Source organism: bacterium, from assembly GCA_016716565.1.
Lineage (GTDB): Bacteria > Bacteroidota > Ignavibacteria > Ignavibacteriales > Ignavibacteriaceae > IGN2.
The window spans coordinates 391,540-413,811 of record JADJWC010000002.1 but is presented as its reverse complement, the minus strand read 5'-3'; the positions used below and the strand labels follow the sequence as shown (position 1 = coordinate 413,811).

14 protein-coding genes and 4 pseudogenes are annotated in these 22,272 nt (G+C 36.8%); 3 read left to right on the top strand and 15 right to left on the bottom strand.

Annotated elements, in window-relative coordinates:
* The 13 genes and pseudogenes from IPM14_08605 to IPM14_08545 all read right to left on the bottom strand — a co-directional run bounded on the left by IPM14_08605 (position 1) and on the right by IPM14_08545 (position 15,562).
* Complete coding sequence (locus IPM14_08605) at positions 1 to 2,985, bottom strand: hypothetical protein (protein MBK9098156.1); 2,985 nt, start codon at positions 2,983 to 2,985, stop codon at positions 1 to 3.
* A complete protein-coding gene (locus IPM14_08600) occupies positions 2,961 to 4,499 on the bottom strand; it encodes a cytochrome C (protein MBK9098155.1) in 1,539 nt (512 codons plus the stop codon). The genes IPM14_08605 and IPM14_08600 overlap by 25 nt, the downstream gene beginning before the upstream one ends.
* 57 nt (positions 4,500 to 4,556) lie before the next feature.
* On the bottom strand, positions 4,557 to 5,891 hold the full coding sequence (locus IPM14_08595; GenBank protein MBK9098154.1) for an NAD(P)-binding domain-containing protein: 1,335 nt from the start codon (positions 5,889 to 5,891) through the stop codon (positions 4,557 to 4,559).
* 31 nt (positions 5,892 to 5,922) lie between these two features.
* Positions 5,923 to 6,426 (bottom strand): PepSY domain-containing protein, encoded by a 504-nt coding sequence (locus tag IPM14_08590; GenBank protein MBK9098153.1) that lies wholly within the window; start codon positions 6,424 to 6,426, stop codon positions 5,923 to 5,925.
* Between the two features lie 186 nt (positions 6,427 to 6,612).
* Complete coding sequence (locus IPM14_08585; GenBank protein ID MBK9098152.1) at positions 6,613 to 7,278, bottom strand: T9SS type A sorting domain-containing protein; 666 nt, start codon at positions 7,276 to 7,278, stop codon at positions 6,613 to 6,615.
* A gap of 48 nt (positions 7,279 to 7,326) precedes the next feature.
* A pseudogene (locus IPM14_08580) lies at positions 7,327 to 7,650 on the bottom strand (VCBS repeat-containing protein).
* Between the two features lie 39 nt (positions 7,651 to 7,689).
* Positions 7,690 to 7,926, bottom strand: a pseudogene (locus IPM14_08575) (VCBS repeat-containing protein).
* Between the two features lie 102 nt (positions 7,927 to 8,028).
* Positions 8,029 to 8,208, bottom strand: a pseudogene (locus tag IPM14_08570) (VCBS repeat-containing protein).
* A 342-nt stretch (positions 8,209 to 8,550) separates the two neighbouring features.
* Positions 8,551 to 8,895 (bottom strand): annotated as a pseudogene (locus tag IPM14_08565) (PKD domain-containing protein).
* Positions 8,896 to 11,135: 2,240 nt separating this feature from the next.
* Positions 11,136 to 12,359 (bottom strand): T9SS type A sorting domain-containing protein, encoded by a 1,224-nt coding sequence (locus IPM14_08560; protein MBK9098151.1) that lies wholly within the window; start codon positions 12,357 to 12,359, stop codon positions 11,136 to 11,138.
* A 34-nt stretch (positions 12,360 to 12,393) separates the two neighbouring features.
* Complete coding sequence (locus IPM14_08555; protein ID MBK9098150.1) at positions 12,394 to 12,816, bottom strand: hypothetical protein; 423 nt, start codon at positions 12,814 to 12,816, stop codon at positions 12,394 to 12,396.
* Positions 12,817 to 12,942: 126 nt separating this feature from the next.
* Positions 12,943 to 13,863 (bottom strand): cation transporter, encoded by a 921-nt coding sequence (locus tag IPM14_08550; GenBank protein MBK9098149.1) that lies wholly within the window; start codon positions 13,861 to 13,863, stop codon positions 12,943 to 12,945.
* 109 nt (positions 13,864 to 13,972) lie between these two features.
* Positions 13,973 to 15,562, bottom strand: a complete 1,590-nt coding sequence (locus IPM14_08545) for a T9SS type A sorting domain-containing protein (GenBank protein MBK9098148.1) — start codon at positions 15,560 to 15,562, stop codon at positions 13,973 to 13,975.
* A gap of 51 nt (positions 15,563 to 15,613) precedes the next feature.
* Between IPM14_08545 and IPM14_08540 the strand changes: the two genes are divergently transcribed.
* The 3 genes from IPM14_08540 to IPM14_08530 are packed head-to-tail and all read left to right on the top strand — an operon-like array spanning position 15,614 to position 20,663.
* Entirely contained in the window at positions 15,614 to 16,174 is a 561-nt protein-coding gene (locus IPM14_08540; GenBank protein ID MBK9098147.1) for an RNA polymerase sigma factor, read from the top strand.
* A gap of 58 nt (positions 16,175 to 16,232) precedes the next feature.
* The gene (locus IPM14_08535) at positions 16,233 to 17,204 is read left to right on the top strand and encodes a hypothetical protein (protein ID MBK9098146.1); all 972 of its coding nucleotides are present in this window, start codon (positions 16,233 to 16,235) and stop codon (positions 17,202 to 17,204) included.
* Between the two features lie 3 nt (positions 17,205 to 17,207).
* On the top strand, positions 17,208 to 20,663 hold the full coding sequence (locus IPM14_08530) for a CHAT domain-containing protein (protein MBK9098145.1): 3,456 nt from the start codon (positions 17,208 to 17,210) through the stop codon (positions 20,661 to 20,663).
* 14 nt (positions 20,664 to 20,677) lie between these two features.
* On the opposite strand, the gene IPM14_08525 is transcribed toward IPM14_08530, so the two are convergent.
* Together IPM14_08525 and IPM14_08520 are read right to left on the bottom strand one after the other, a co-directional pair.
* A complete protein-coding gene (locus IPM14_08525; GenBank protein ID MBK9098144.1) occupies positions 20,678 to 21,280 on the bottom strand; it encodes a hypothetical protein in 603 nt (200 codons plus the stop codon).
* 25 nt (positions 21,281 to 21,305) lie between these two features.
* A complete protein-coding gene (locus tag IPM14_08520) occupies positions 21,306 to 22,181 on the bottom strand; it encodes a hypothetical protein (protein MBK9098143.1) in 876 nt (291 codons plus the stop codon).
* Between the last annotated feature and the right edge of the window lie 91 nt (positions 22,182 to 22,272).

Genomic DNA, 22,272 nt, shown 5'->3' with positions numbered 1-22,272 from the left:
TTAATTTAATTGTTTTAATCCGTCTACTTTGGCTCCAATACTCCAATCAAAAGTATCATGACAATTCCAGCAATTAGTAGGATCTCCCGGATCATGCTCTTCAAGGAAATCATCCATATGGCAGCTTAAACACTGTGGCTGATAGTTTGCCTCCGAATGACATTGATTGCAATTAACATTGTTATGGTGACCTGAAATCGGGTAGAATGAATGATTGAAGTTAGCAGGAGTCCATCCATTCATATTATGGCAAGTTAAACAGTCAAAAGAAAAGTTAAGTACTAAATGAGGCGGATCGTTAGTTCCATTATACTCACTCTGATGACACCCAATGCAAGTGTTTGGTGTATTTGTATAGTTACCATTATGGCAATCAGCACAGTCAGTAATGTTTGCATGAGCACCCAGCAATTCAAAGAATTGATTATGTATTGGAAAAGTTGCTGGCTGCCAATCCGGATTTGTAGTATGGCACTGAGAACAATCCGTTGGTAATGATAACGCAGTATGACTTGGATTCGTGCTCTGCTGATAATCACTTGTATGGCAATCGTAGCAGATTGTTGTAGTTCCTGTAAAACCGGATTCATGACAACTAGAACAATCAACACTAATATGAGCACCCGTTAACGGAAAGTTTGTTGCGTTGTGGTCAAATGTTACCTGATTCCACGAAATAGAATTGTGGCACATTTCACAGTTTGTCGGAAATCCCTGAGCAACATGGTTTGGGGCGATGTTAAAATCATCCTGATGACAGGAAATGCAAGCAGAATTTAATCCGGTAATTACACCCTGATGACAATTTGAACACTGAATTGTTGTATGCGCACCAAGTAATTCAAATCCGGTTGAAATATGATTGAAGGTAGATGGTATCCATGCAGTTGAAGTATGACACTGCTCGCATTCAGTGGGTATTCCCGCTGCCGCATGATTTGGATTTAACGCATTGGTGTATGCATCGTTATGGCAATCATTGCAGAGATTAGATGTCGTGGTATAATTTCCATTATGGCAATCAGTGCAATTAGTAATATTGGCGTGAGCACCGAGCAATTCAAAATATTGATTATGAATTGGGAATGTTGCCGGCTGCCAATCCGGGTTGGTAGTGTGACATTGTTCGCAATCCGTCGGCAATGAAAGTAAAGTATGATTTGGATTTGTAGTATTGTTATAGTGATCCTGATGGCAAGCAAGACACTGCGTCGGAGTTCCTGAATATCCACTCTGATGACATTGTAGGCAATCCAGTGTTGTATGTGCACCAGTTAATGGAAAAATAGAATTACTATGATTAAATGCATTTCCTTTAGTTCCATCGGGATGACAGGATAGACAAGCATTACTTTCGTAAAGGTAGCCTTGAACACCCTGATGCTTATCATCCATTTCTATCTGATTATGTTCATGGCAGCTTATACAAGTAAAGACAGCAAAATTATTCGGTACCTGATGACAGTCAGCACATAAATTCCACTCTCCTGCATGTTCTCCTGTATAAATTGGGAAATATTGTCCATCGTGATCAAATGTTGAAGGAACCCAGGCAGTTGTAGTATGGCAATCAATACAAGTTGTTGGGAAACCGGCACCGGCATGATTTGGATTCGTAGAATTATTATAATCTTCAGTATGGCATAGGTAACAATCAGTTGGGGTATTTGTATATCCTTGCTGATGGCATTGGTTGCAATCTGTAGAAATATGTGCACCTGTCAATGGGAACTGCGTAATGCTGTGATTGAAATTAATAATTTCATCCCAGCCGTTTGTAGTATGACATTCAGTGCAATTTGTTGAATAACCTTTCAATACGTGATTCGGATCTTGAGTCGTGTTATAATCTTCCTGATGACAGGAGTAACAATCAGTAGGTGTCCCTGTGTAACCAGTTGAGTGACATTCCTGGCAGTCAACAGTAATGTGCTTTCCTGTAAGCGGAAAAGCAGTAAGAGCGTGATCGAAAGTTGCCGGTTCCCACGCTGTTGTGCTATGACATACTGCACAAGTAGTCGGGAAGTTCGATTGAACGTGATTAGGATCCTGAGTTGAGTTGAAATCATCCTCGTGACAAGCAAAGCAATCAGTTGGTGTTCCTGTAAATCCTGATGAATGACAGGATGAACATTCTGTATTAATGTGTGCCCCGGTGAGCGGGAATGCAGTCAAACCATGATCAAATGAAGAAGGAGACCATCCATTAATTGTATGACATTGTCTGCAGTCTGTTGAAAAATTTGCGGCTATATGATTTGGATCGTTTTCCTGATTGTTGTAATCATCTTCGTGGCAAGTAATACACTCCTGTGAAAGTCCAGTGAAATTACCTCCGGTTTCATGACACTCGAAACAGTCAGAGATAGCATGACCACCCGTGAGTGGGAAAAAATCATGAACAATATTTACTGTTGACCATGATGTTGCTGTAACATTGTGGCAATCTTCACATTGCTTGGAAAAATTAGCGGCTAAATGGTTCGGGCTTTGGGTAGCGTTGTAATCTTGTTCATGACAGGCGAAGCAATCAGTATTCAATGGTTCAAAATAGAGATCTACAAAACGAGTATGGCAGGATTGGCAATCAGCAGTCAGGTGATTTCCAACAAGTGGAAATCTTCCTTTTTGGTGAAGACCATTTATATCTTCAACCATCCATGTTTTTGGCGTATGACATTTTGAACAGTCCTTTCCAACTGTCCCCTGATGTAAATCAGTATGACAGGAAACGCAGTCGGAATTAATTTTTGAGAATTCAAGATTTGAGTGACAACTTCTGCAATCTGCGGCTTGATGCTGTCCAACTAGATCGAAACTAGTTATGCTGTGATCAAACCTGACTTTCTTTACGTCAATTTTCCAGCTGGTTGGTTCATGGCAGAGTTCGCAATCGTAATCAAAATCATCACCGTGCGGTGATTGTGCTAATGCAGATACTACGAGTAGCAAGGCCAAAACTATTTTTTGTGGCAGGTAGCGCATTTAAAATCTTCTAATTTGAATTTGATGAAAGTATTCCCGTTTAATTCTACTTTTGGATGACAACGTGCACAATCAACTTTTTGATGTGCACCTTCTAAACTAAACTCCGTTATGTTGTGATCAAATTTTTCAGGCTTCCAATTATCAAATGTATGACAACGGCTGCAATCTGAAATTCCATCCACTCTAAATTGTGAATAATGAACATCCTTATGACAAGCTTCACATTCTTTCTTAATCGAACTGAAAACGATTGCAATAGCCTCACCATTATTCTGGCGATGACAGGATCCGCAGCTAAGTGAGCTATGCTTGCCCAAAAGAGGGAATTCCGTTTTGTTGTGATCAAATTCTATAGTATTCCAACTTTCCGTTTGGTGACATTCTCGGCAATCATTATTTGGTAAGAACTTCGCAATTAGCTCATTTTCGTGAATATTTTTATGGCAGCTAATACAATCAACTCCGATGCCTTTAAAATGCCAGTTGTTTTGTTGATAGTGACAACTTTCGCAAGGTGTGGCTAAATGTCCACCTGTAAGTTGAAATCGTGATTTATTGTGTTTGTCCAGTGTGAATAATGAAGGTCTGAAACCATTCTCAGAATGACAGTCCGAACAATTCTGCGTGACATTATTGACGATGAATTGTCCTTTATGAAAGTCCGTGTGGCAGTCGGTACATAAATCAAATTTCATTTTGTAACCAGAAGGTGCTTTGTGGCAATTGTTGCAGCTAACAGACTTATGCTTTCCGACTAAAGGAAATTTTGTCCTGCTATGATCAAACATTGAGTTGTTGATTTGCTTAAAACTCGCGGTTACATGACAACTGGAACAGTTCTGCCCAAAACTTCCCTGATGAACATCTTTATGACACGAATTACAATTTTGAAAAGGAATATTTTTAAATGCCTGATATTTCTTTCCGTTCTTTGTTTCCATTTTATGGCAGCCAGCGCAATCAACCTGAAGGTGTTCACCAGTTAATTTAAATGCTGCATTAGCGTGATCAAACTTGACCGCGGGTTTGAATGATTCTGTGTTGTGGCAATTATTGCAATTTTCTCCAAGAGTCTTTTGATGGTAATCTTCATGACAGGTCGAACAATTTTGATTCAAACCAAGATATGTGTTTTTCCTTTTTTTAAGTTTTGTATCGGAAATGAATTCAGGTTTATGGCAATCTTTACACTCTGTGTTTTTGTGTTTACCTGTTAAACTGAAACCTGCTTTATCATGATTGAATGACTCAGGTTTGAAATTCACAATCCGGAAATTTCTTCCATGATGCTCACTATGACAGCTTGAACAGTTTTTCCCTTTAACATCTGAGCTGGAATGATAACCACTACCTGCACTCATTTTTGCTTTAATTTCAGTATGACAATCAAGACATTTTGAATTGCTAACCTGCTCGCCAAGCTCGTGACATTTAGTGCAGTTGCTTATTCCTTCAAGATCAGCATGAAAACTTGTAAGATCGCCGGGAGAGATCTGGGCAATCAATTGAATAGACGAAACCAAAAAGAAAAAGTATGTAAAAAGTCTAAAGATTTTTATTCCTTGAAATTATGAGTGCTTCAGGATAGCATCACCAAATTTTTTCGTGATTTTTATTCCTATTTCCTCTAAAAACTTTGTGGGCAAAATACCACCTGCAAAAATATACACAAGATCATTTTCGACAACAACTGCTTCAGTTCTATCGGATACCCGAAGAAGTACGCTGGTATCAAGTATTTCGATCACTTCTGAATTAAGAATAACTTTTACTTTCCCACTCTTAGAATATTTATTTATCCGTTCAAGGTTCTTAGGTTTTAGTCTCGAGAATGAATCACTGCGGTACGAAAGTGTAACGAAATTATTTTCATCAGCAAGAAGCAGAGCACTTTCTATTGCTGAATCACCACCACCTACTACCAGTATTTTCTGGTTATGGATCATCTCAGGTTCAATAAGTCGATAAGAAACTTTCTCTTTTTCTTCACCGGGAACATCCAGCTTTCTCGGAGAACCCCGTCTTCCAATTGAAAGAAGTACAGTTTTAGTTGAATAATGATTTTTATTTGTTTTTACAATGAAGATATTCTGCTGTTTCTCAATGCTTTCTACTTTTTCAAGTTCATTTATGGTAACGTTATTCTTTGAGAGCACCTCGTTCCAGATTTTCAACAATTCTGTTTTTGATGTTTCGGAAAGTTTTAATTTACCGTAAAGCGGCAAATCCATTGGGGAGGTCATTACAATTTTTTGTCTTGGAAAATTTGATACTGTTCCACCAAGAGTGTCTTGCTCAAGGGTTACATATTTTAATTTTCTTTTAACAGCTTCCAGCGTAGAAGAAATACCGGCAGGTCCTGCTCCAACAATCACAACGTCGTAATGAGCATCTCCCCTCGTTCCAATTTTTGAAGATAGATAACTCATCGCTTGTTTACCTTGTTCAACGGCATTTTTGATTAAACCCATTCCACCAAGTTCACCGGCGATAAAAATTCCCGGGATTGTAGTTTCAAATTCTTCGCTGATATGAGGAAGTTCAACTCCTCTTTTTTCTGTACCTATGCAGAGAGTGATTGCCTGAACTGGGCAGGCATGAAAACACGCTCCGTGTCCAACACATCTCGAAGCATTAATTGTTGTCGCCTGACCATTTACAATTCCCAGGATATCGTGTTCAGGACAGGCTGCAACACAGGCAGCACTACCGATACAAATATCCGGATCAACTACAGGATGGAGAGAAACAGGTTCGTGAAAACCTGATTCTTTAGCTTTTGCAATTTTTCGTTTTGTGCTTTGGGTATGCTTTTTATGACGCTTGATGTAAAAATAGAAAAGAGAAGCAATAAAACTGATTGCCAGCAAATACGCTAATATGTTCTCAATAATTACTTCCATCGCTCAATATTTATTAAAAGCCTCACTAAAATTACTTAATTCTTAGTATAACTCCTGTGGTTGCATCGATTCGGATTTCCCATTTTTGTCTGGCACTTAAAATAAAAAATCTGTACTCCCATCTGTTATCGCTGTCATCTTTTTCAAGTTTCCATTCGCTGATGTCGCCAGTTTTTGTATTGAGTGCGACAGATCTAGCAGTAGAGTATTCAATTAAATTCATTCCGGACTGAACTTCATACTCAAAAGAAGGAGAAGTCCCCTTTAACTCAACCATTGTGCCATTATCTAAACTATACTTTACCTTCAATTCTCCACCTGAAGAAGTAACCATGTAAACTTCCCAGACATTTATTCCATCATGCGTTGTCAATTCGGTCTTTATAACAGTTCCTGAAATTAATTGTTTTGCTTTCTGGATAGCCTGAGATTCAGTGATTGAATCATTTTGCAGAATATTAATATTCTCTGAGTATGCATAGTTAAATGGAACAAAAAGAACGACGTTCAATAAAAAAAATAATTTCTTTAACATTTAATTTTTCCTTATGTGATAATTAAACCTTATAACATTATAGTGCTCAATTCTGATGATTTGGGACAAATCCTACAATTGTATTCAGTTAACAGATTATAGAATGCCCTCTCAAAAAAAAATTTGAGAGGGCAGGAGGAGGGTATCACTTTTGGGCTACTTCATCAAAACCTATTCACTGAAATGTTATCGAAGGAGGATCATTTTTTTTGTATCAATCAAATTGCTAGATGTCAATTGATAAAAATACACGCCGCTCGATAAATTCCTTCCGTCAAATGTTAGAATATAATTTCCTGCTTGACGATACTCATTTATAAGCAGTGCAACCTCTTCTCCTAAAGCATCATAAATTTTTAATGTAACTTGACCTGAGCTGGGAATTGAATATTTAATTGTCGTTGCCGGATTAAATGGATTAGGGTAGTTCTGTTCAAGACTAAAGTTAAACGGAAGTTCATTATCTCCATCGACTGAAACTACACCTATACTAAATTCTCCTACAGCTACCTGACTGCCGACATAAGCCGCATCGACTGCACGGAGCTGCCATTGATATTGTCCATCCGGTAATCCTGCTAAAGACCATTCAACAACTGCGCTGATATTTCCGGGTTCTGGTAGTCGCGTGATAATATCCTGCCCAACTTTTTGCAGATCACCAACTGGAACGTGAGTACCGTTTCTTACAATAACAAGATCGTAAGTAATCGCAGGACCGGGAGTGTGATCATCAGTTGAAGGCAGCCATGAAAGAGTTACAGAATTGTCCGGCTGAACAACTGCATTTAATCCGATTGGAAGGGAAGGTGCTTCGTTTAATGCAGGAACATCATTACGATAAACGTGCATTTGTGCTTCTACCAAACCATTTCCGCCGGGGACAAAATATTGTCCTGCAATAAAATAATCCAGATCACCGTCACCATCTAAATCGAACCATGAAAAAGTTCCACCACGATCACCAGCTGCTCTCGGAGCCGGTAATTCATTGCCTGATTCAGTAAAGACTCCATTATCGTTGGTGTATATTCTTGCACGACCTTCAATATTTCCTGTGCCGGGATTATGAGTTCCAGCTAATAGAATATCCATATCGCCATCCGAGTCGTAATCTGCCCAGGTAGCAGCCGTAAGATCGAACCAACCCTCGCAGGGGATACAACTAATTACATCGAAGGCGACAAAGGATTCATTCTCGTTTTTATAAATTCGTAGAGCCATTGGAGTATAAGTACTATCGATTTCCTTGAGATTACCGACAACAAGAACATCAAGATCTCCATCACCATCATAATCTCCCCATTGAGCTTCTCCTCGCTCGACACTTAAATTTTCAAGAATATTTTCTCTTGTGAATACACCATTGCCGTCATTACGATACCGATGAATAAATCCATTATCATACAATGGAGCAACGTTTATTAAAAGTAAATCAAGATCCTGATCACCATCAAAATCAGCCCATGAACTCTGTGCGTGACTTGTAGCAGCAAACATCGAATCAGTTTCAGTAAAAATCCAACCTCCACTCGTATTTGGACCATCGTTTCGCAATAAAGCTGTTCTGTAGCTGAAAGTAGTATCATCAAAAACTGATGGAATAAATAAATCCTGATCGCCATCGTTGTCATAGTCTGCCCAAGTAATTGAACGGAGATCAAATTCAGCTTGGCTGTTTTCTTCCCAGTACCCAGGAAGTTCTGTGTCGGTGAGAATTAAATTCCCTGAATCATTCCTATATAGCACCGTAGCACCATCTGTACCTATCGCTAAATCCATATCGGTATCACCATCAACATCTCCCCAGGCTAAATCTGAAGAACCTGAAGTCAAAGAGCTAATAGGTAAATCGATATAAGAAAAATCCCATTTCACTGAATCTACAGATCCTTCGTTGCGAAGAAGCACGAGCTTGTCTTCGACGCTTACATTATAGACTACATAATAACCCAGTACCGCAATATCAAGATCGCCATCTAAATCAAAATCGGCAGGTGCTGTTGTTATAACCCAAAAATCTTCATCTTGCGGAGTGACAAAGAGAGAATCTAATGGTGTTACTTCTGTAAAATTTCCATAGGTTCCACCAGGTCCGGGTTGAACTACCACTATTCTACCGGCAGTACCAGTATCACCATCATCATCAGTTACTGTTAAAGTAACGATGTATGTATTAGCGGTATCATAAGTATGAGTCGGGTGTTGCTGAGTCGAAAAGTTTCCATCTCCAAAATTCCATTCCCAGCTTACGATAAAACCATCGGGATCAGTACTCGTATCTGTGAAGTCGACCGTGAGGCCAGTTGCATTAAATTCAAATGATGCTACCGGAGGTTGATTAACAGGTGGCGGTGGCGGACCGGTAAAATGCTCAATATATCCCTGATCTCCGACAGTCCAGGCATCTCCGCCTTGTACACCCACAATTGAACTAAAACTGCCAAAACCATCTGAACCGATATTCATTACTGACCAGCTTTGACCGCCGGTTGCAGAATAATAAGCTACATTATTGTTGGTGCTTACCCAAAGTTCATTTGCACCTAGTAGATGAATATCCGTAAAGTTATCGTTGGTGGATGGTGTGGGTAAAATTTCCCATGTTATTCCACCATCATTGCTGCGAAATGCCTGACCCCACCATCCAACCGCATAACCAATACTTTCATTATAAAAATCCATGTCCCCAAGATTAACAGGCGACCACGGTAGCTCTCCCTGAATCCAGGTTGCACCGTTATCTGTACTTCTGTAAAATATTTCACCAACGTTTGCAGCCCAGATATTTGAACCTTCAACATCTACTGATCTGTAACTTCCTAAAAATTCTGTAACGGGTATCCAGCTATTTCCCCCATCTGTAGTATGATATAAGGCACCGGTATTGAAACTCTGACCAATTACCCAGCCATCCAACAATGTTGTAAAGTGAATATCTTCTGCTGAAGACATACTTGAAGGTTTTCCGGCAGTCGCTGACCAATTAATTCCTCCATCAGTACTTTTATATACTTGTCCTGTTTCATCAACAAGCACTGCACTATTGTTATCAATTACCTGAACAGCTTTCAGATGATTCTGTGAAAATCTCTCATGGATGATCCACTGGGAAAGTCCATCACTTGTAAGAAGTGTTCCATTATCACCAACAGCAAGTAGATTTCCATTGCTGAAACGTGCAACATCATGTAGTGATTCACCAGTGCCGCTTGATATTTGAATCCAGGATGCACCGGCATCTGTAGTTTTAATAACGAAACCATTGCCGTATCCGAAATAGCCTGTTTGAGAATCAGAAAAATAAGGTGAAGAGGAACTAAAAAATGTTGGGATTTGACCACGTGAAATAAAAGTCTGTGACCATGATGATCCTAAATCAGTTGAGCGAAACATATTGCCATTAAAATCTGATGCAACAATGTATTGCAAATCGTTTACTGTAACTGCAAATATTCCTTCTGGTATAACTTCACCAAGATCTGTCCAGGTTTGCCCAGCATCGGAAGATCTTAAAATTCGATCATCGTAATTAGGAAAGATTCCGGTTCTTCCATACGCAAGAACAACGTCAGCTGTTACAGAAAGCAGATCGGACTTCTCACTTGCTGATACCCCGATATTCCAACTTACGCCGCCGTCAGTCGACCGTAGAAAATTTCCATCAGCGATTGCCACAGCATTTGAAACGGAAAGAAAAGTTACGGCTTCTGCAACACCAGCTTGGACTAAAATAAAAGAATTTCCACCGTCTGTTGTTCTGTAGATTCCCGTTTCAGAAACACCTAAGGCAATGTTTTCATTAATAAAATCAAATTGAAATAAATTGTTTGGAGATACTTCCCACGAAACTCCGCCATCTTTGCTGATCTGAATACCAAAATTACCTGTTGCAACGCCGAATGTTGAAGTATAAAATTTCATAAAATAAGTTGAGCCAAGAAATGGAAGTTGTGTCCAGTTTGTTCCTCCATCAGTAGTACGGTAATTGTCATTACCAAAAGCCCATCCATTCTGACTATCGAGAAAATATAATCCATTAAAACCATCAGATAAACTGATCGGTATATTCAATTGTGTCCAGGATGATCCACCATCATTAGATTCAAACAGAGCACCACCGTCATCAAAGAAATCATCGTCGGTAGCTATGAAAACTCTCTGAGATGTTGGAGCGCCAACTCCTCTGACATCGAGATGAGTCGGGTATGGACTTTGTCTATCCCATTGAGCGGAAATTGAAATAGTAAATAAAACAAGTATAGAGAAAAGCGTTGATTGAAGTCGTTTTACAGTCATTTTTACTATCATAAGAATTTTAGAGTTAATGTAATTATTCAGCATTACAATTTCCTTTCTATGGATTGATCTTTATCAATTAGTGTCAACCATTAAACATTCGTGACATTATTTTTTTTGCAAGAGTAATTCCTCAAGAACGGAGCTTTAATGCATACTTCGATATGTATGCCTATTATTTTGCTTTCCATTGTCTCAATTTTCCCGAGCATCTGGCTAAAATCAACAGAAAAATGAATAATTCACTCAGAGCAATTATCAACATTGAGAAATCAAATTTTTACAATTAAGAACGACCAATAGGATGAAAGCACGAGTATTAAGATTTAATTATTGAAAAATGAACATCCATTAAAAAACCCTCTCAGCGAAGAATGCCAAGAGGGCGTGAAGTAATAATTCTATTTTTGTCACTTCGTGAGAATCATTTTTCTTGTGCTCTTAAAATTATCAGTACTCAAAGTGTAGAAATAAACTCCGCTGTTAATCTGTTCTGCATTGAATTCGATATTGTAAAAACCTGCGGGAAGAGCTTCGTTCACTAGAGTTGCTATTTCTACACCCAGAATGTTAAATACTTTGAGATTAACAAATTCCTCAGTTGCGATTCTAAATCTGATATTAGTTGAAGGGTTAAATGGGTTGGGATAATTTTGCTCAAGAGCGTAGTCAGTTAGTAGCTTATTTTCTATTTCTGTACTTGTTGGTGTCGTAAAGTTGGTAACGATTACACCAAGATTTCCAACGGACCAGGCATTGTCACCATCAAATGAATGTATGGAATTTAAATCCTGACCGGTTTGCGATTGTTCCAGAATCCAATTCAATCCTGCATTTGTAGTTGTGTATAACGTCCCAGCACCACCAACTGTCCAACCTTTATTTTGATCTACGAAATGTAATCCATTCAATCCAACCTGTATTCCTGAAGATCTTGAAGTCCAATTAGCGCCGCCATTGCTGGTGAACATAAAGAATGAATTACTTCCACAGGCAAAACCAATAGATGCATCAATAAACTGAATGTCCTTGATATCATCGGTAGCAGGATTAATCATCGAAGTGAAAGATGTTCCTCCGTTGCTTGAAAATAACATCAGACCATTTCTCGCACCAACCCAAACATTCTGACCAACAGCAGCAACACAAAGAAGTCTTTCAGTTGTTCCGGAATTCAGAGTAGTCCAGGTATTTCCATCATCTGTTGATTTAACTGCGGCACCATCATCACCAACTGCGAAAAAGGTAGAACTTCCGGCAAAACAAGCTCCTCGTAATTGTAATGATGTACCGCTGTTTTTTGAAATCCAGTTTGTTCCAGAATTTGTAGTCGTAAAAACAGCACCATTGTCGCCGACAACTATCCCGTTGCTTGCATCCTTGAATAAAACCTGATGCAGATCGGCTCCGGTTAGAGTTATAGTTGACCATGTACTGCCTGCGTTTATTGTATGAAGCATAGTTCCTGCATCTCCGCAAACCCAGCCTTCATTTGCACTGATCATCTGAATTCCTTTTAGCTGATTGCTGGTATTCGAGTTTTGGTTCTGCCAGTTTTGAGCAATCGTTAATGTTGTGATCATCAACGATGTGAAAATCACATATTGAAATTTGGTTAAGAAAAAGTTTTTCATTTTTTCCTCCGTGAATTTTGTTTATGAATTGTTATTAATTATTTAAAGCTCCATTGTCAATCCACTTTGCAATGGAATCGATGACTGCATTTGATAGTGGATTTCTGTTAAAAGGCATTCTTGGTGATACTTCACCTTTCAAAATTTTAATAAGCAGACTATTTGCACTATTATTTGGTTGAACTCTGTTAAATTGCGGAAAGAGAACGCTCTGTACGTTCACAAGATTCGAGAATGAGTTGCCGGCAGTCAGTAATAATCCTGCTTGTGTATTTGAAGTACCATGACATCCAGAAAGAGCACAATTTGTATTAAATACTTTGTCTTGAATGTCACTTAATTTGCTTAATGGTGCAGTAACGGTTGGTGTTGGTTCAGTAGTACTTTCCTCAGAACAGCCAAAAAATAGAATAATCGGAAATGCTGAAAGCACGAGTAATACTTTAATTTTTTTCATTGTTTTTCCTTTAAGTGTCATAACACATATATAGTAATCGCTATACTATAAAAGTGACAATCAAGAAAAATCAAATATTAAATGATATCGAAAAGAGCAGGAAGAAAATTTAGGATCAGTAAATAATCAGTTTAAAGAGGGGGATCTGCTATCACTAAAGTATGGCTCTATATGCACCAAAACATCGCTTATGTTGGAGTACTCTTTCATCAATTCATTTTTAACTTTGTGTGCTATTTCATGTCCTTTAAAAACCGGAAGGTTGGCATCAACTAAAACGTGAATGTCTACGAAATAATCAAAACCCATTTTTCTTACATGGCATTTATCGATACCCATTACATTTTCAACTTTTACAGCAACGTCGCGGACTTTTTGAATCGTTTTTGCCGGAGGTGCAGTATCCAATAATTCAAACAGAGCTGGCTTGAAAATCCTGTAAGCATTTAAAATAATTATCACCGATGCGAAGAGGGCAGCAAAATCGTCTGCCGATTCATAACCTTCACCACCGATAAGTGCAATTGATATCCCAATAAATGCAGCTGCGGAAGTTATCGCATCACTCCTATGATGCCAGGCATCGCTTTTAACAGCAATACTATTGACGGTGGTTCCAACTTTAATTACAAATCTGAACAGTGCTTCTTTAATGATTATAACAAGTACGAGTACGATAAGAGTGAACGGTGCCGGTGCGTGGTGTGGTGTAATTATTTCATAAACACTCTGAACCACAATCACCATTGCAGCGATAAAAATACCAAATGAAACAGCTATCCCGGCAAAAGGTTCTGCTTTTCCATGACCGTACGGATGGTCCTCATCGGCTGGTTTAGCGGCAAAATATAATCCGGTTAGAACAATTGAAGAAGTGAAAATATCTGTAAGTGATTCAATGCCATCAGCTATGAGAGCATAAGAGTTTCCAACAATACCTGTGAATATTTTAACTGCGGCGAGAACCAGGCTGGCGATGATTCCAATAAGCGTTGTCTTTAGTCCACGCTTAATAAAACTTTTATTGCTTTGTAATTTTTCTTTCAACTCTAAATAATATTATTAATTCAAAAGTAAATTTACTTATTAGTAATAAAACTATCAGAGAGCTATTTAGTTGAAATAAGAATAGAAATGAGTTACAGGCAAGCTCTAATTACTTAAGTAAAATCATTTTTCTGCTAAACCTGAATTGACTGGTTTCAAGTACAACTAAATAAACACCAGAAGCCAAACTATTCCCATCAAAAATAACAGAATGCATCCCCTGAGTTAGTTCATCATCAATCAGATTTGCAACAGTTTCTCCAAGAATATTTATCACTTTTAATTTTACGTTTGAATTCGATGGTAAGTAAAAAGAAATATTAGTTGCAGGGTTAAATGGATTTGGATAGTTCTGATAAAGAATAAATTCACCTGGTAATATGTCATCTTCATTAACACTATTAATAATGAAATTAAGATTGATACCTGTAATCTGATTATTTAATGGATCAATAACCACGGTTTGACTAAATGCATTATCTAATCCTATCTTCTGAGCAACTAACTCGTAAGTACCGTAAGGAATGTTTGAAACTTTGAAGCTGCCCAGATCTTTTCCAAAATTATATGAATACAAAGCGCCATTTTGAATATTCTTTGCAAGAATTGTAATCCCTTCGTAATCTGATCGATCTGTAAATGATGTAAACGATATTGTTCCACCGATACTGCCTGCACCATATGAAGAATCCCTGACCAGAGATATGCTTTTATCGGTGATGTTATTATCGATTAAGATTGAATCAGCATTCTGCCAATAGACGGATGCAATTCCCTCATCATTATAATAACCGGGAAGAAAGTTATTGGTGTAGGCTTGCAAGTAATAATAATCAGGTGATTGAATGTTTACAGAATATGATCCATCAGCTCTGACAAATCCGGCAAAAGTATTTATTGTATCCAGCAGAATTGAATTTCCTTTGTTCAGCGGAGTCGGTACGTGAGTACCGGTTCGAACAATTATTATTCCTTTGTTGACATTTATACCATTTATTGAATCTATAATTTGTCCACTTACTGAAAGTCCAGGGTTATCAATCCTCTTTAAATTAAAATTTATGGTTTTAACATCGCCCGAATCGAGTTCCACAAATTCAGCGAAGAAGGGATCGTAAGTACTGTCATGAAACACAACATAGTATCCTTCCTTTTCAACGCCGATTGTATACTCTCCTTCGGGCAGGATCTTGTTGTAAAATCCGGAAGAGTTAGTTCTCGCTGTATCAAGCAAATAAATACCATTATAGAAGAAATGAACAATCGCACTATCTACCGGATTCAAACTGTCTTCAACTGTACCATTGAATTCTCCGTATTCATCTTCGAAGAATCTGACCCTTACTCTAAGCGGCTCCGGGCTCTCTTCACCATTGTTGTGAACGAATATAGTGTCGGAAGTATCACTTAGAGTAACAAAATAAAAACCACTTAAGGCAACATTTATTCTTATTGAATCTTCAGGAACAATCGAAAATGGTAATTGCAGGTTATCTTCGAAATCAATAATATATAATGAGTCGTTATAGGTGAGACTGTCTATGGTTAAAATCGCATCGCCATCATTAATCAAAAAAGCATGCTCGATACGGTTGAATAAATCTTCAAACTCAACCGTGTTCGGCTTGATATCCAACCTGGGTTGAGCAAATGATAATGCTACTGCAAAAAGAAATAATATTATAGGTGAAAATCTCATAAACGGATACTTTTTTTAACTTAGTATCAACTTTAGTAATTTCGTGACAAAATTAAAGAGAAAAAAATCGATTATTTAAATATTTCCGGCAATGAATTAAATCTCCTCCTCCAGAAATCGAAAGAGGGCAACTCTCAATCTTTCTCAAAGCTTTCCGGATACATTCGCCAGATTTCTTATTCTTACTATTTATCAAAATACAATCAGAAGAGAATTACAAATCTTGATGATGTTGATGACCTGACACAAAGTGTTTACCTTTCTTTTGCCGAACAGTATCAAAATATAATTGAACCGGAGAAATGGCTAAGAAGAGTGCTGTTTTTAAATTTTGTAAGATGGTACAAAACAGAAAAAAGCAGAACATTCACAAATCTAAAAGAAAATATCCCCGCTCCGGATAAATTAACAGAAGCTTCTGATGTAATAGACGCAGAAAGCATTCTAAATCTTATGAGCACACTTAGCGAAGAAAAGCAGGAAATTATCAAGCTAAGATTTTGGGGTGATTTGAAATTCAATGAAATTGCAGAAAAATTGAACAAAAATGAGGCTGCAGTAAAAAAGATGTTTTACAGAACTTTGCTCGAGCTAAAAGATAAGTTAGAATGAATGTCACGAAATAAATAATTGAGATACTACATGGTTGATAAAAACTAAAAATGGTAGCATGGAAAAATTTGAAAAAATATTAGAACTTCTGGAAAAGGATAATTTATCCGAAATTGAGATGAAATTGATTCATCAATATTCCGAATCTGATAGTGAGATAAAATCTTTCGTGACTGTTTATAGAAAGCTTGAGTCATCATTATCGAAAGGAGAGCATATTCCAGCAGATTTACTTGCTTCTTTAATTATGTATGAAGCTGGCGATGCATCTGATGATAAGATTATTCAAATACTTAATCGTAAAGTCAGCAAACATCTTACTGGATGCAGTGAATGCAAAAAGGAATATGAGGAGTTGAAGAATGAATATTCTGTGATAAGCAATCACGTTAGTATATCCATTTCTCAAAAACCAGAATTAAAGCAGAGCAGTATTATTGTTAACTCTTTAGTAAAAAGAACCGGTGCATTTAAATATGCCTTCGCAGTTATAGCAGTGATTATGGTTGCTTACATCGGATTGTTTGTTGTATCATCATCAATAACACCTGACTACAAAAAGAATTTATTCCAGAATGAATTTGAAAATTCCAATCTGACGCGGGGAAGAGCATCCTCATTATTTCAGCAGGGAATGAATGCCATTGAAGAGAAGGACTTTCCGCAGGCGATAGAATTTTTAAAACAGGATATCACCGAACATCAGAATGAAAGATCAATTTTCTATTCACACTATATTCTTGGATTAACATATCTGAAAATTTCCGAATCTGAATTCCTGGGATTATTCAAATCATATAGCTCAGAGAATGTTGACTTGGCAATTTCCAATTTTCAAACTGCATTGGAAAAAAATAATTCGGGCAGTTATGAAAATCTGAAACTTGATACTTACTACTATCTCGGCAGATCTTATCTGCTTATTGATGACAATGAATCAGCAAAATCAAACTTTAATAAGGTTATTGAAGGTAAAGGAAGGTTTGCTGCTGAAGCTCAAAAAATAATTTCCGGTCTGGAGAAAAATTGAGAGATGCTTCATTTAAAGGAATTCATTGTTTTTGCAATTTGTCTGATCTCAGTATTGCTAATCTTAACAGGAATATCTGGTCCTGATAAAACCATATCAAAAGTAGTAGAATCATCAACAACAGTTACTGAAAATTATCCTCAGTCGATTCTATCTGAAAAATTCAGTCACTATCTTAATCTGATTCAGAATAAACCAATAGATAAACAAAAAATTCAATCAGAGATTAACTCGATTCAATCCCATTTTGAGCGCGAATTTCTCTCTGCATTGATCGAAAAAAGGTCAGGTAACTATAAAGAATATTTCGAGAAACTTTTTGCACTTACTTCGACTTTACCAACTATTCCAGTGTTTTATGAGGAACTAACTCTTTCAGCAAAACTGTCTGATAATTTGAATAAAGTGGGTGAATGGTTGAATTCAAATGAAGATAGATCAGACAACTCATATTATATGTATCTCGAAGCTTTGCACAAATTTCAAACTGGAAAAACTTCAGATGGAGTTGCAAAGTTAGAAAAACTGGTTGAACAAGTTTTTAGATTAAAAGAAGTTTACTTACAACTCGCTAGTGGTTATAGAATTATTGGTGATTATGAAAAATCTTTTCGAAACATAATAGAAGCAGAAAAAGTGTGTGAAGTTGATGACCCGTATTTGGCTAAGGTTATTAATTTGAAAGGAACGATTTATTTCTTATCAGGTGATTACGACAAAGCCAAAGCTGAGTACGAAAACGCATTAGCGAAATCCAGGAATACCGGAAATAAAATTGAAGAAATTAAATCAATCGCAAATCTTGCAATCATTAAAGATCAATATGGTGAAATCTATGAAGCAAGAGAAGATTTTCAACGCGCAATTGAAATGGCAGAAGTAATTGAGAATGTTGAACTGCTTGCATTTCTTTATTCTGAACTTGGAGTATCATATACTTACACGAATAATCTGATCGAATCCCGTCAAAATTATGAGAGAAGTCTGGAATTATACGAACGTTTGAAGAATAAAGAGCGGTTATCGTACTTGTCAAGTAATATTGGTTCGTTATACCTGCAGATTTCAAATTATTATTCTGCACATGAATACTATAGAAAAGGTTTATCATTAGCTGGAGAAAATAAACTCGGAAGGATATTAAATCTGATGGGATTAGGTGATGTTTATTCGAACGAATCAAACTATGCGAAGGCTCTGGAATACTACACACTTGCAAAAGCAATTGCAGATTCGATCAATGATGTTTCCTCGGAAATTAAAATAGACCAGGGAATTGGGGCACTCTATTTTAATGTGAACAGACCTTTTGAAGCACTAAAAATTTTGAGAGATTCTGAATCATCACAAACGCTACAGGATTCACCTTTTGAGACAATAAAACTGTATTCGAAGATTGGTACAATTCTAACGTCAGTAGATAGTTTAACTGAATCGGAAAAGTATTTTAGCAAAGCACTCAAGCTCGCTGATGCGGTTGGTGATATTTATAGTTCATTAGTGATAAAGACTGAACTTGCGCACACGTTTATTCTTCAACAAAAATATCAGGACGCTTTGAAACTACTTACTGAAGTTCAGGATTTGTCAAGAACTTATGAATTAACTCAATTGCTTGGTGTTCAGGAATTGTACAGAGGTAAAGTATACCTTGCTCAAGGCGATGACGTTATTTCATCAAAAAATTTTGAAAAAGCTTTTGGTATTAGTGAAAGTGTAAATGATTATAGCAATCAAATAGAAGCTGCATACTTGCTAGGTAAAAATTATGATGAGCAAGGAAAATTATCGGAAGCTGAAATCTGGTATAAAAATGCAATCCAGGTAATTGAAAAAATAACATCACCGTTAACACTCAATCAGGAAATTCAGATTGCTCATTTTTCCGGAGTGAATTCAGTTTATAATTCTCTTGCTGAATTATACGTAAAGCAGGGCAGAGGAGAAGAGGCATTTCTGGTGATTGATAAATCAAGATCTCGTAACACTAAATCTAATCTTGACAGGCTAAAGTTACTTTCGCATCTTAAAAATGAAAGTGAGTACGAACAATTAATCGACTTACAATGGATGACGAATTCCGGTTTGTATGATGATTCCGTGACGGATTCACTAAATCAAGTATTATCAAATCTAAAAAGTGAATTAAGTTCCCGGTCAAAGCAGCTTGATTTATTATTGAAACGAAATTACTCAGCAAGCATATCCGAAATCATGAAACAACTTAATAAAAGCGATAATATTGTTTCAATTTATGTCGATAAGAATTCAATAACAATATTTAGTCTAAGTTCAGAAGATTTCAGATTTACCACATTGAGCATTGGTGCTGATAGTCTAATATCCATGCTTGAACAGGTTTCATCAATCTATCGTTCAAATCCTGAAAATCAAGAAATTTATATCAATGAAGATTTGTTTGCTTTTAATGCATTAGCTTCGCATAAATTATACAAAACATTGTTCAAGGATTTCCTTTCTTCAATTCCAAATAGATCTAATTTGATTTTCAGTCTTCCCCCCGAACTTTTGAATTTTCCATTTGAAATGCTGGTTACGGAGTGGAGAGAGGGAGAGAGTCCATACTTATACAGTGATAAGAATTTTCTTCTAAATGATTTTAACATTTCCTATACTCCTTCATCAATTATTTTTGCTATGCAGAACTATGAGAGCGAAAATCAAAGTGGTAAAAACTTACTGTTTGGAGATCCATACATTATGGAATCAGAATACGCATTGAGTGTGAGGAGCGGATTGGTTGATTTGTCAACATCTCAGCAAAGAAATATTTCGTTGTTTCCTCTTAAATATTCAAAAGATGAAATTGAAAGTATCGATAATACTATTGATGGTAATCTCATTTTCTTATCCGATGAAGCAACCGAGACAAACTTCAAAAAGAATGTGCATCAAAGCAACATAGTTCATATTTCCACACATTCGTTTCTAATAAAAGATCAGCCGCTGATCTTGTTTGCGAAGCAGAATGATGATACAGATGACGGATTTTTAGAACTTGGTGAAATAGTACAGCTTAATTTAAATAGTGAGTTAGTAGTGCTTAGTTCATGCCGATCAGGTTTAGGCAAAATTGATGAAGCTGAAGGAGTTATCGGAATGCAAAAAGCTTTCTTTGATGCCGGAAGTAAAAGTGTACTGGTGTCTTTATGGGATGTGAATGATAAATACACTTCCTATTTTATGAAAGATTTTTATACACAACTTGCAGATGGAAAATCAAAATCAGAGGCATTAAGAATTGCTAAAATAAATTTCATTAAGAAACATTCTGCAAATCCGTACTACTGGTCTGCGTTTGTTCTTTCGGGTAATACTTCTTCAATCGAAGTAGAACGGGCAGCAACAGTTGGTATCGTACAGATTTTACTATTCCTTCTTCTCGTCAGTGGAGCTTATTTGACAATTAATCGGATTCGAAAGAGAAAGTTCGCTTAATTTTATGAAAGAGATTAAAGCTTACCTAATGATTGCTTTGCGAGCTTACCTGTTTCACTCTCAGCATTAATAGATAATACCTTATTCCAGAATTCTTTTGCTTTTTCTTTATTTCCCTGGGTTGCGGCAACTGCTCCGATATTATAAAGTGCCATCTGATTATTCGGATCGAAAGAAAGTACCTTCATATTAACTTCTTCGCACTTGATAAAATCTTGTTGGTTATAATAAATCAGTGCCAGTGCAAAATACACATCTGACCTTTTGGCATCAATTTCCAGAATTTTTTTATAGTAAGTAACAGCTTCGTCCATTTTATGAGAAGCAGAAAGATAATCAGCATAGTTCTTTATAGCTGCTGTATCCTTTGGATTTTCTTTAACCGCCTTCTCAAGCTCAGCCATTTTTTTTCTATATTCTTCAGACACATTTTCTTTGCCAGGTGAAGTATCCATCTGGTTTCTCAATTGCTTGTGAACATCATCATCAGGCATAACCTGTTCGTTGTTCATAGATGTAGTAGTTGAATCTGAATTTTCCTGAATGGCTACCACAATTAATACTATAATTGCAATAAGAGCTACCAAACCGTAAAGATAAATGGGTTTAAACTTCATTTTTATTCCAATTATTTATTTGATTTTAAAATATCCACTTATAGCCGAAAATTATTGTGACGGCCACGTGAATGATCATAATAACGAACATAGCAATCGCAAAAGGAAGATGAAAAATATGCCACCAGTGAAATAGTTTCTGAAAAGTTCTGAGAAGAGCAATCCTTCGTACAACTATAATTTCCGATTTTGCAACTTTGAGCAATTCAAAGCGTTCAGTTTTACCTAAGCCAAGTAATACCATTCTTTTCTGCAGCAATCTCAGTACTTTTCTAATGTCAAAGTAATCCCTGATGAAAAATCCAACTGCCGTAAGAAAATTAAATGATTTGTACCGGTCTCCTGTTGATACTCTTTCAAATTCAGACAGTGTTGAAGAATCCTCGCTTAAAACATTTCTAATTCTTTTGGCAAGATTTTCTTTCATTGAGCTCAATTCAGCGATGCTCAGTTCCTGTCCCTGAATCGTTCTTGGGATTTGCAAATAGATGAATCTGCCGACGACTCCGCTAAGTACAACTAAAACCATACTCCAGAAACTTACAGAAACAATTCCACCGAATTTAAAAGCTGTATGATAAAGAACGAGAACCGGACCCAGCGAGCAAAGGAAAATGTGGAATTCAAGCCAGTGCTTCAGATAACCAAAGCTAAATAGTTTCCGAAATCGTTTCCTGATCATATATGTGCTCACACCAACAATCATCATTAAAGTTCCGATGATTCCAAAGCCGTGACCCCATACTCCGCTAGGTTTGAGCATATCATGATTTGAATTGAAAAAACGCTCTTCAAGTGGTGTTGAATAATAATCATAACCATAAACTGCCAGCAATATGGTTACACTTATTCCAACAATAAAGAATAATCCAACATATGCTTTGTGAACTGTTTTATTCATTGGAAAACAAAGATAATGCTTTTCTTTGAATTCACGATTGAAAATAATTTGGTAAATATTTTTATTGTGTGAAAATCAAAAAGCAGTAGTA

Coding starts and splice junctions, on each gene's coding strand:
- IPM14_08525 (MBK9098144.1), bottom strand. CDS start 21,280: ATGAAGTTTAAACCCATTTATCTTTACGGTTTGGTAGCTCTTATTGCA.
- IPM14_08545 (MBK9098148.1), bottom strand. CDS start 15,562: ATGAGATTTTCACCTATAATATTATTTCTTTTTGCAGTAGCATTATCA.
- IPM14_08595 (MBK9098154.1), bottom strand. CDS start 5,891: ATGGAAGTAATTATTGAGAACATATTAGCGTATTTGCTGGCAATCAGT.
- IPM14_08590 (MBK9098153.1), bottom strand. CDS start 6,426: ATGTTAAAGAAATTATTTTTTTTATTGAACGTCGTTCTTTTTGTTCCA.
- IPM14_08605 (MBK9098156.1), bottom strand. CDS start 2,985: ATGCGCTACCTGCCACAAAAAATAGTTTTGGCCTTGCTACTCGTAGTA.
- IPM14_08520 (MBK9098143.1), bottom strand. CDS start 22,181: ATGAATAAAACAGTTCACAAAGCATATGTTGGATTATTCTTTATTGTT.
- IPM14_08560 (MBK9098151.1), bottom strand. CDS start 12,359: ATGAAAAACTTTTTCTTAACCAAATTTCAATATGTGATTTTCACATCG.
- IPM14_08555 (MBK9098150.1), bottom strand. CDS start 12,816: ATGAAAAAAATTAAAGTATTACTCGTGCTTTCAGCATTTCCGATTATT.
- IPM14_08535 (MBK9098146.1), top strand. CDS start 16,233: ATGGAAAAATTTGAAAAAATATTAGAACTTCTGGAAAAGGATAATTTA.
- IPM14_08530 (MBK9098145.1), top strand. CDS start 17,208: ATGCTTCATTTAAAGGAATTCATTGTTTTTGCAATTTGTCTGATCTCA.
- IPM14_08585 (MBK9098152.1), bottom strand. CDS start 7,278: ATGCACGTTTATCGTAATGATGTTCCTGCATTAAACGAAGCACCTTCC.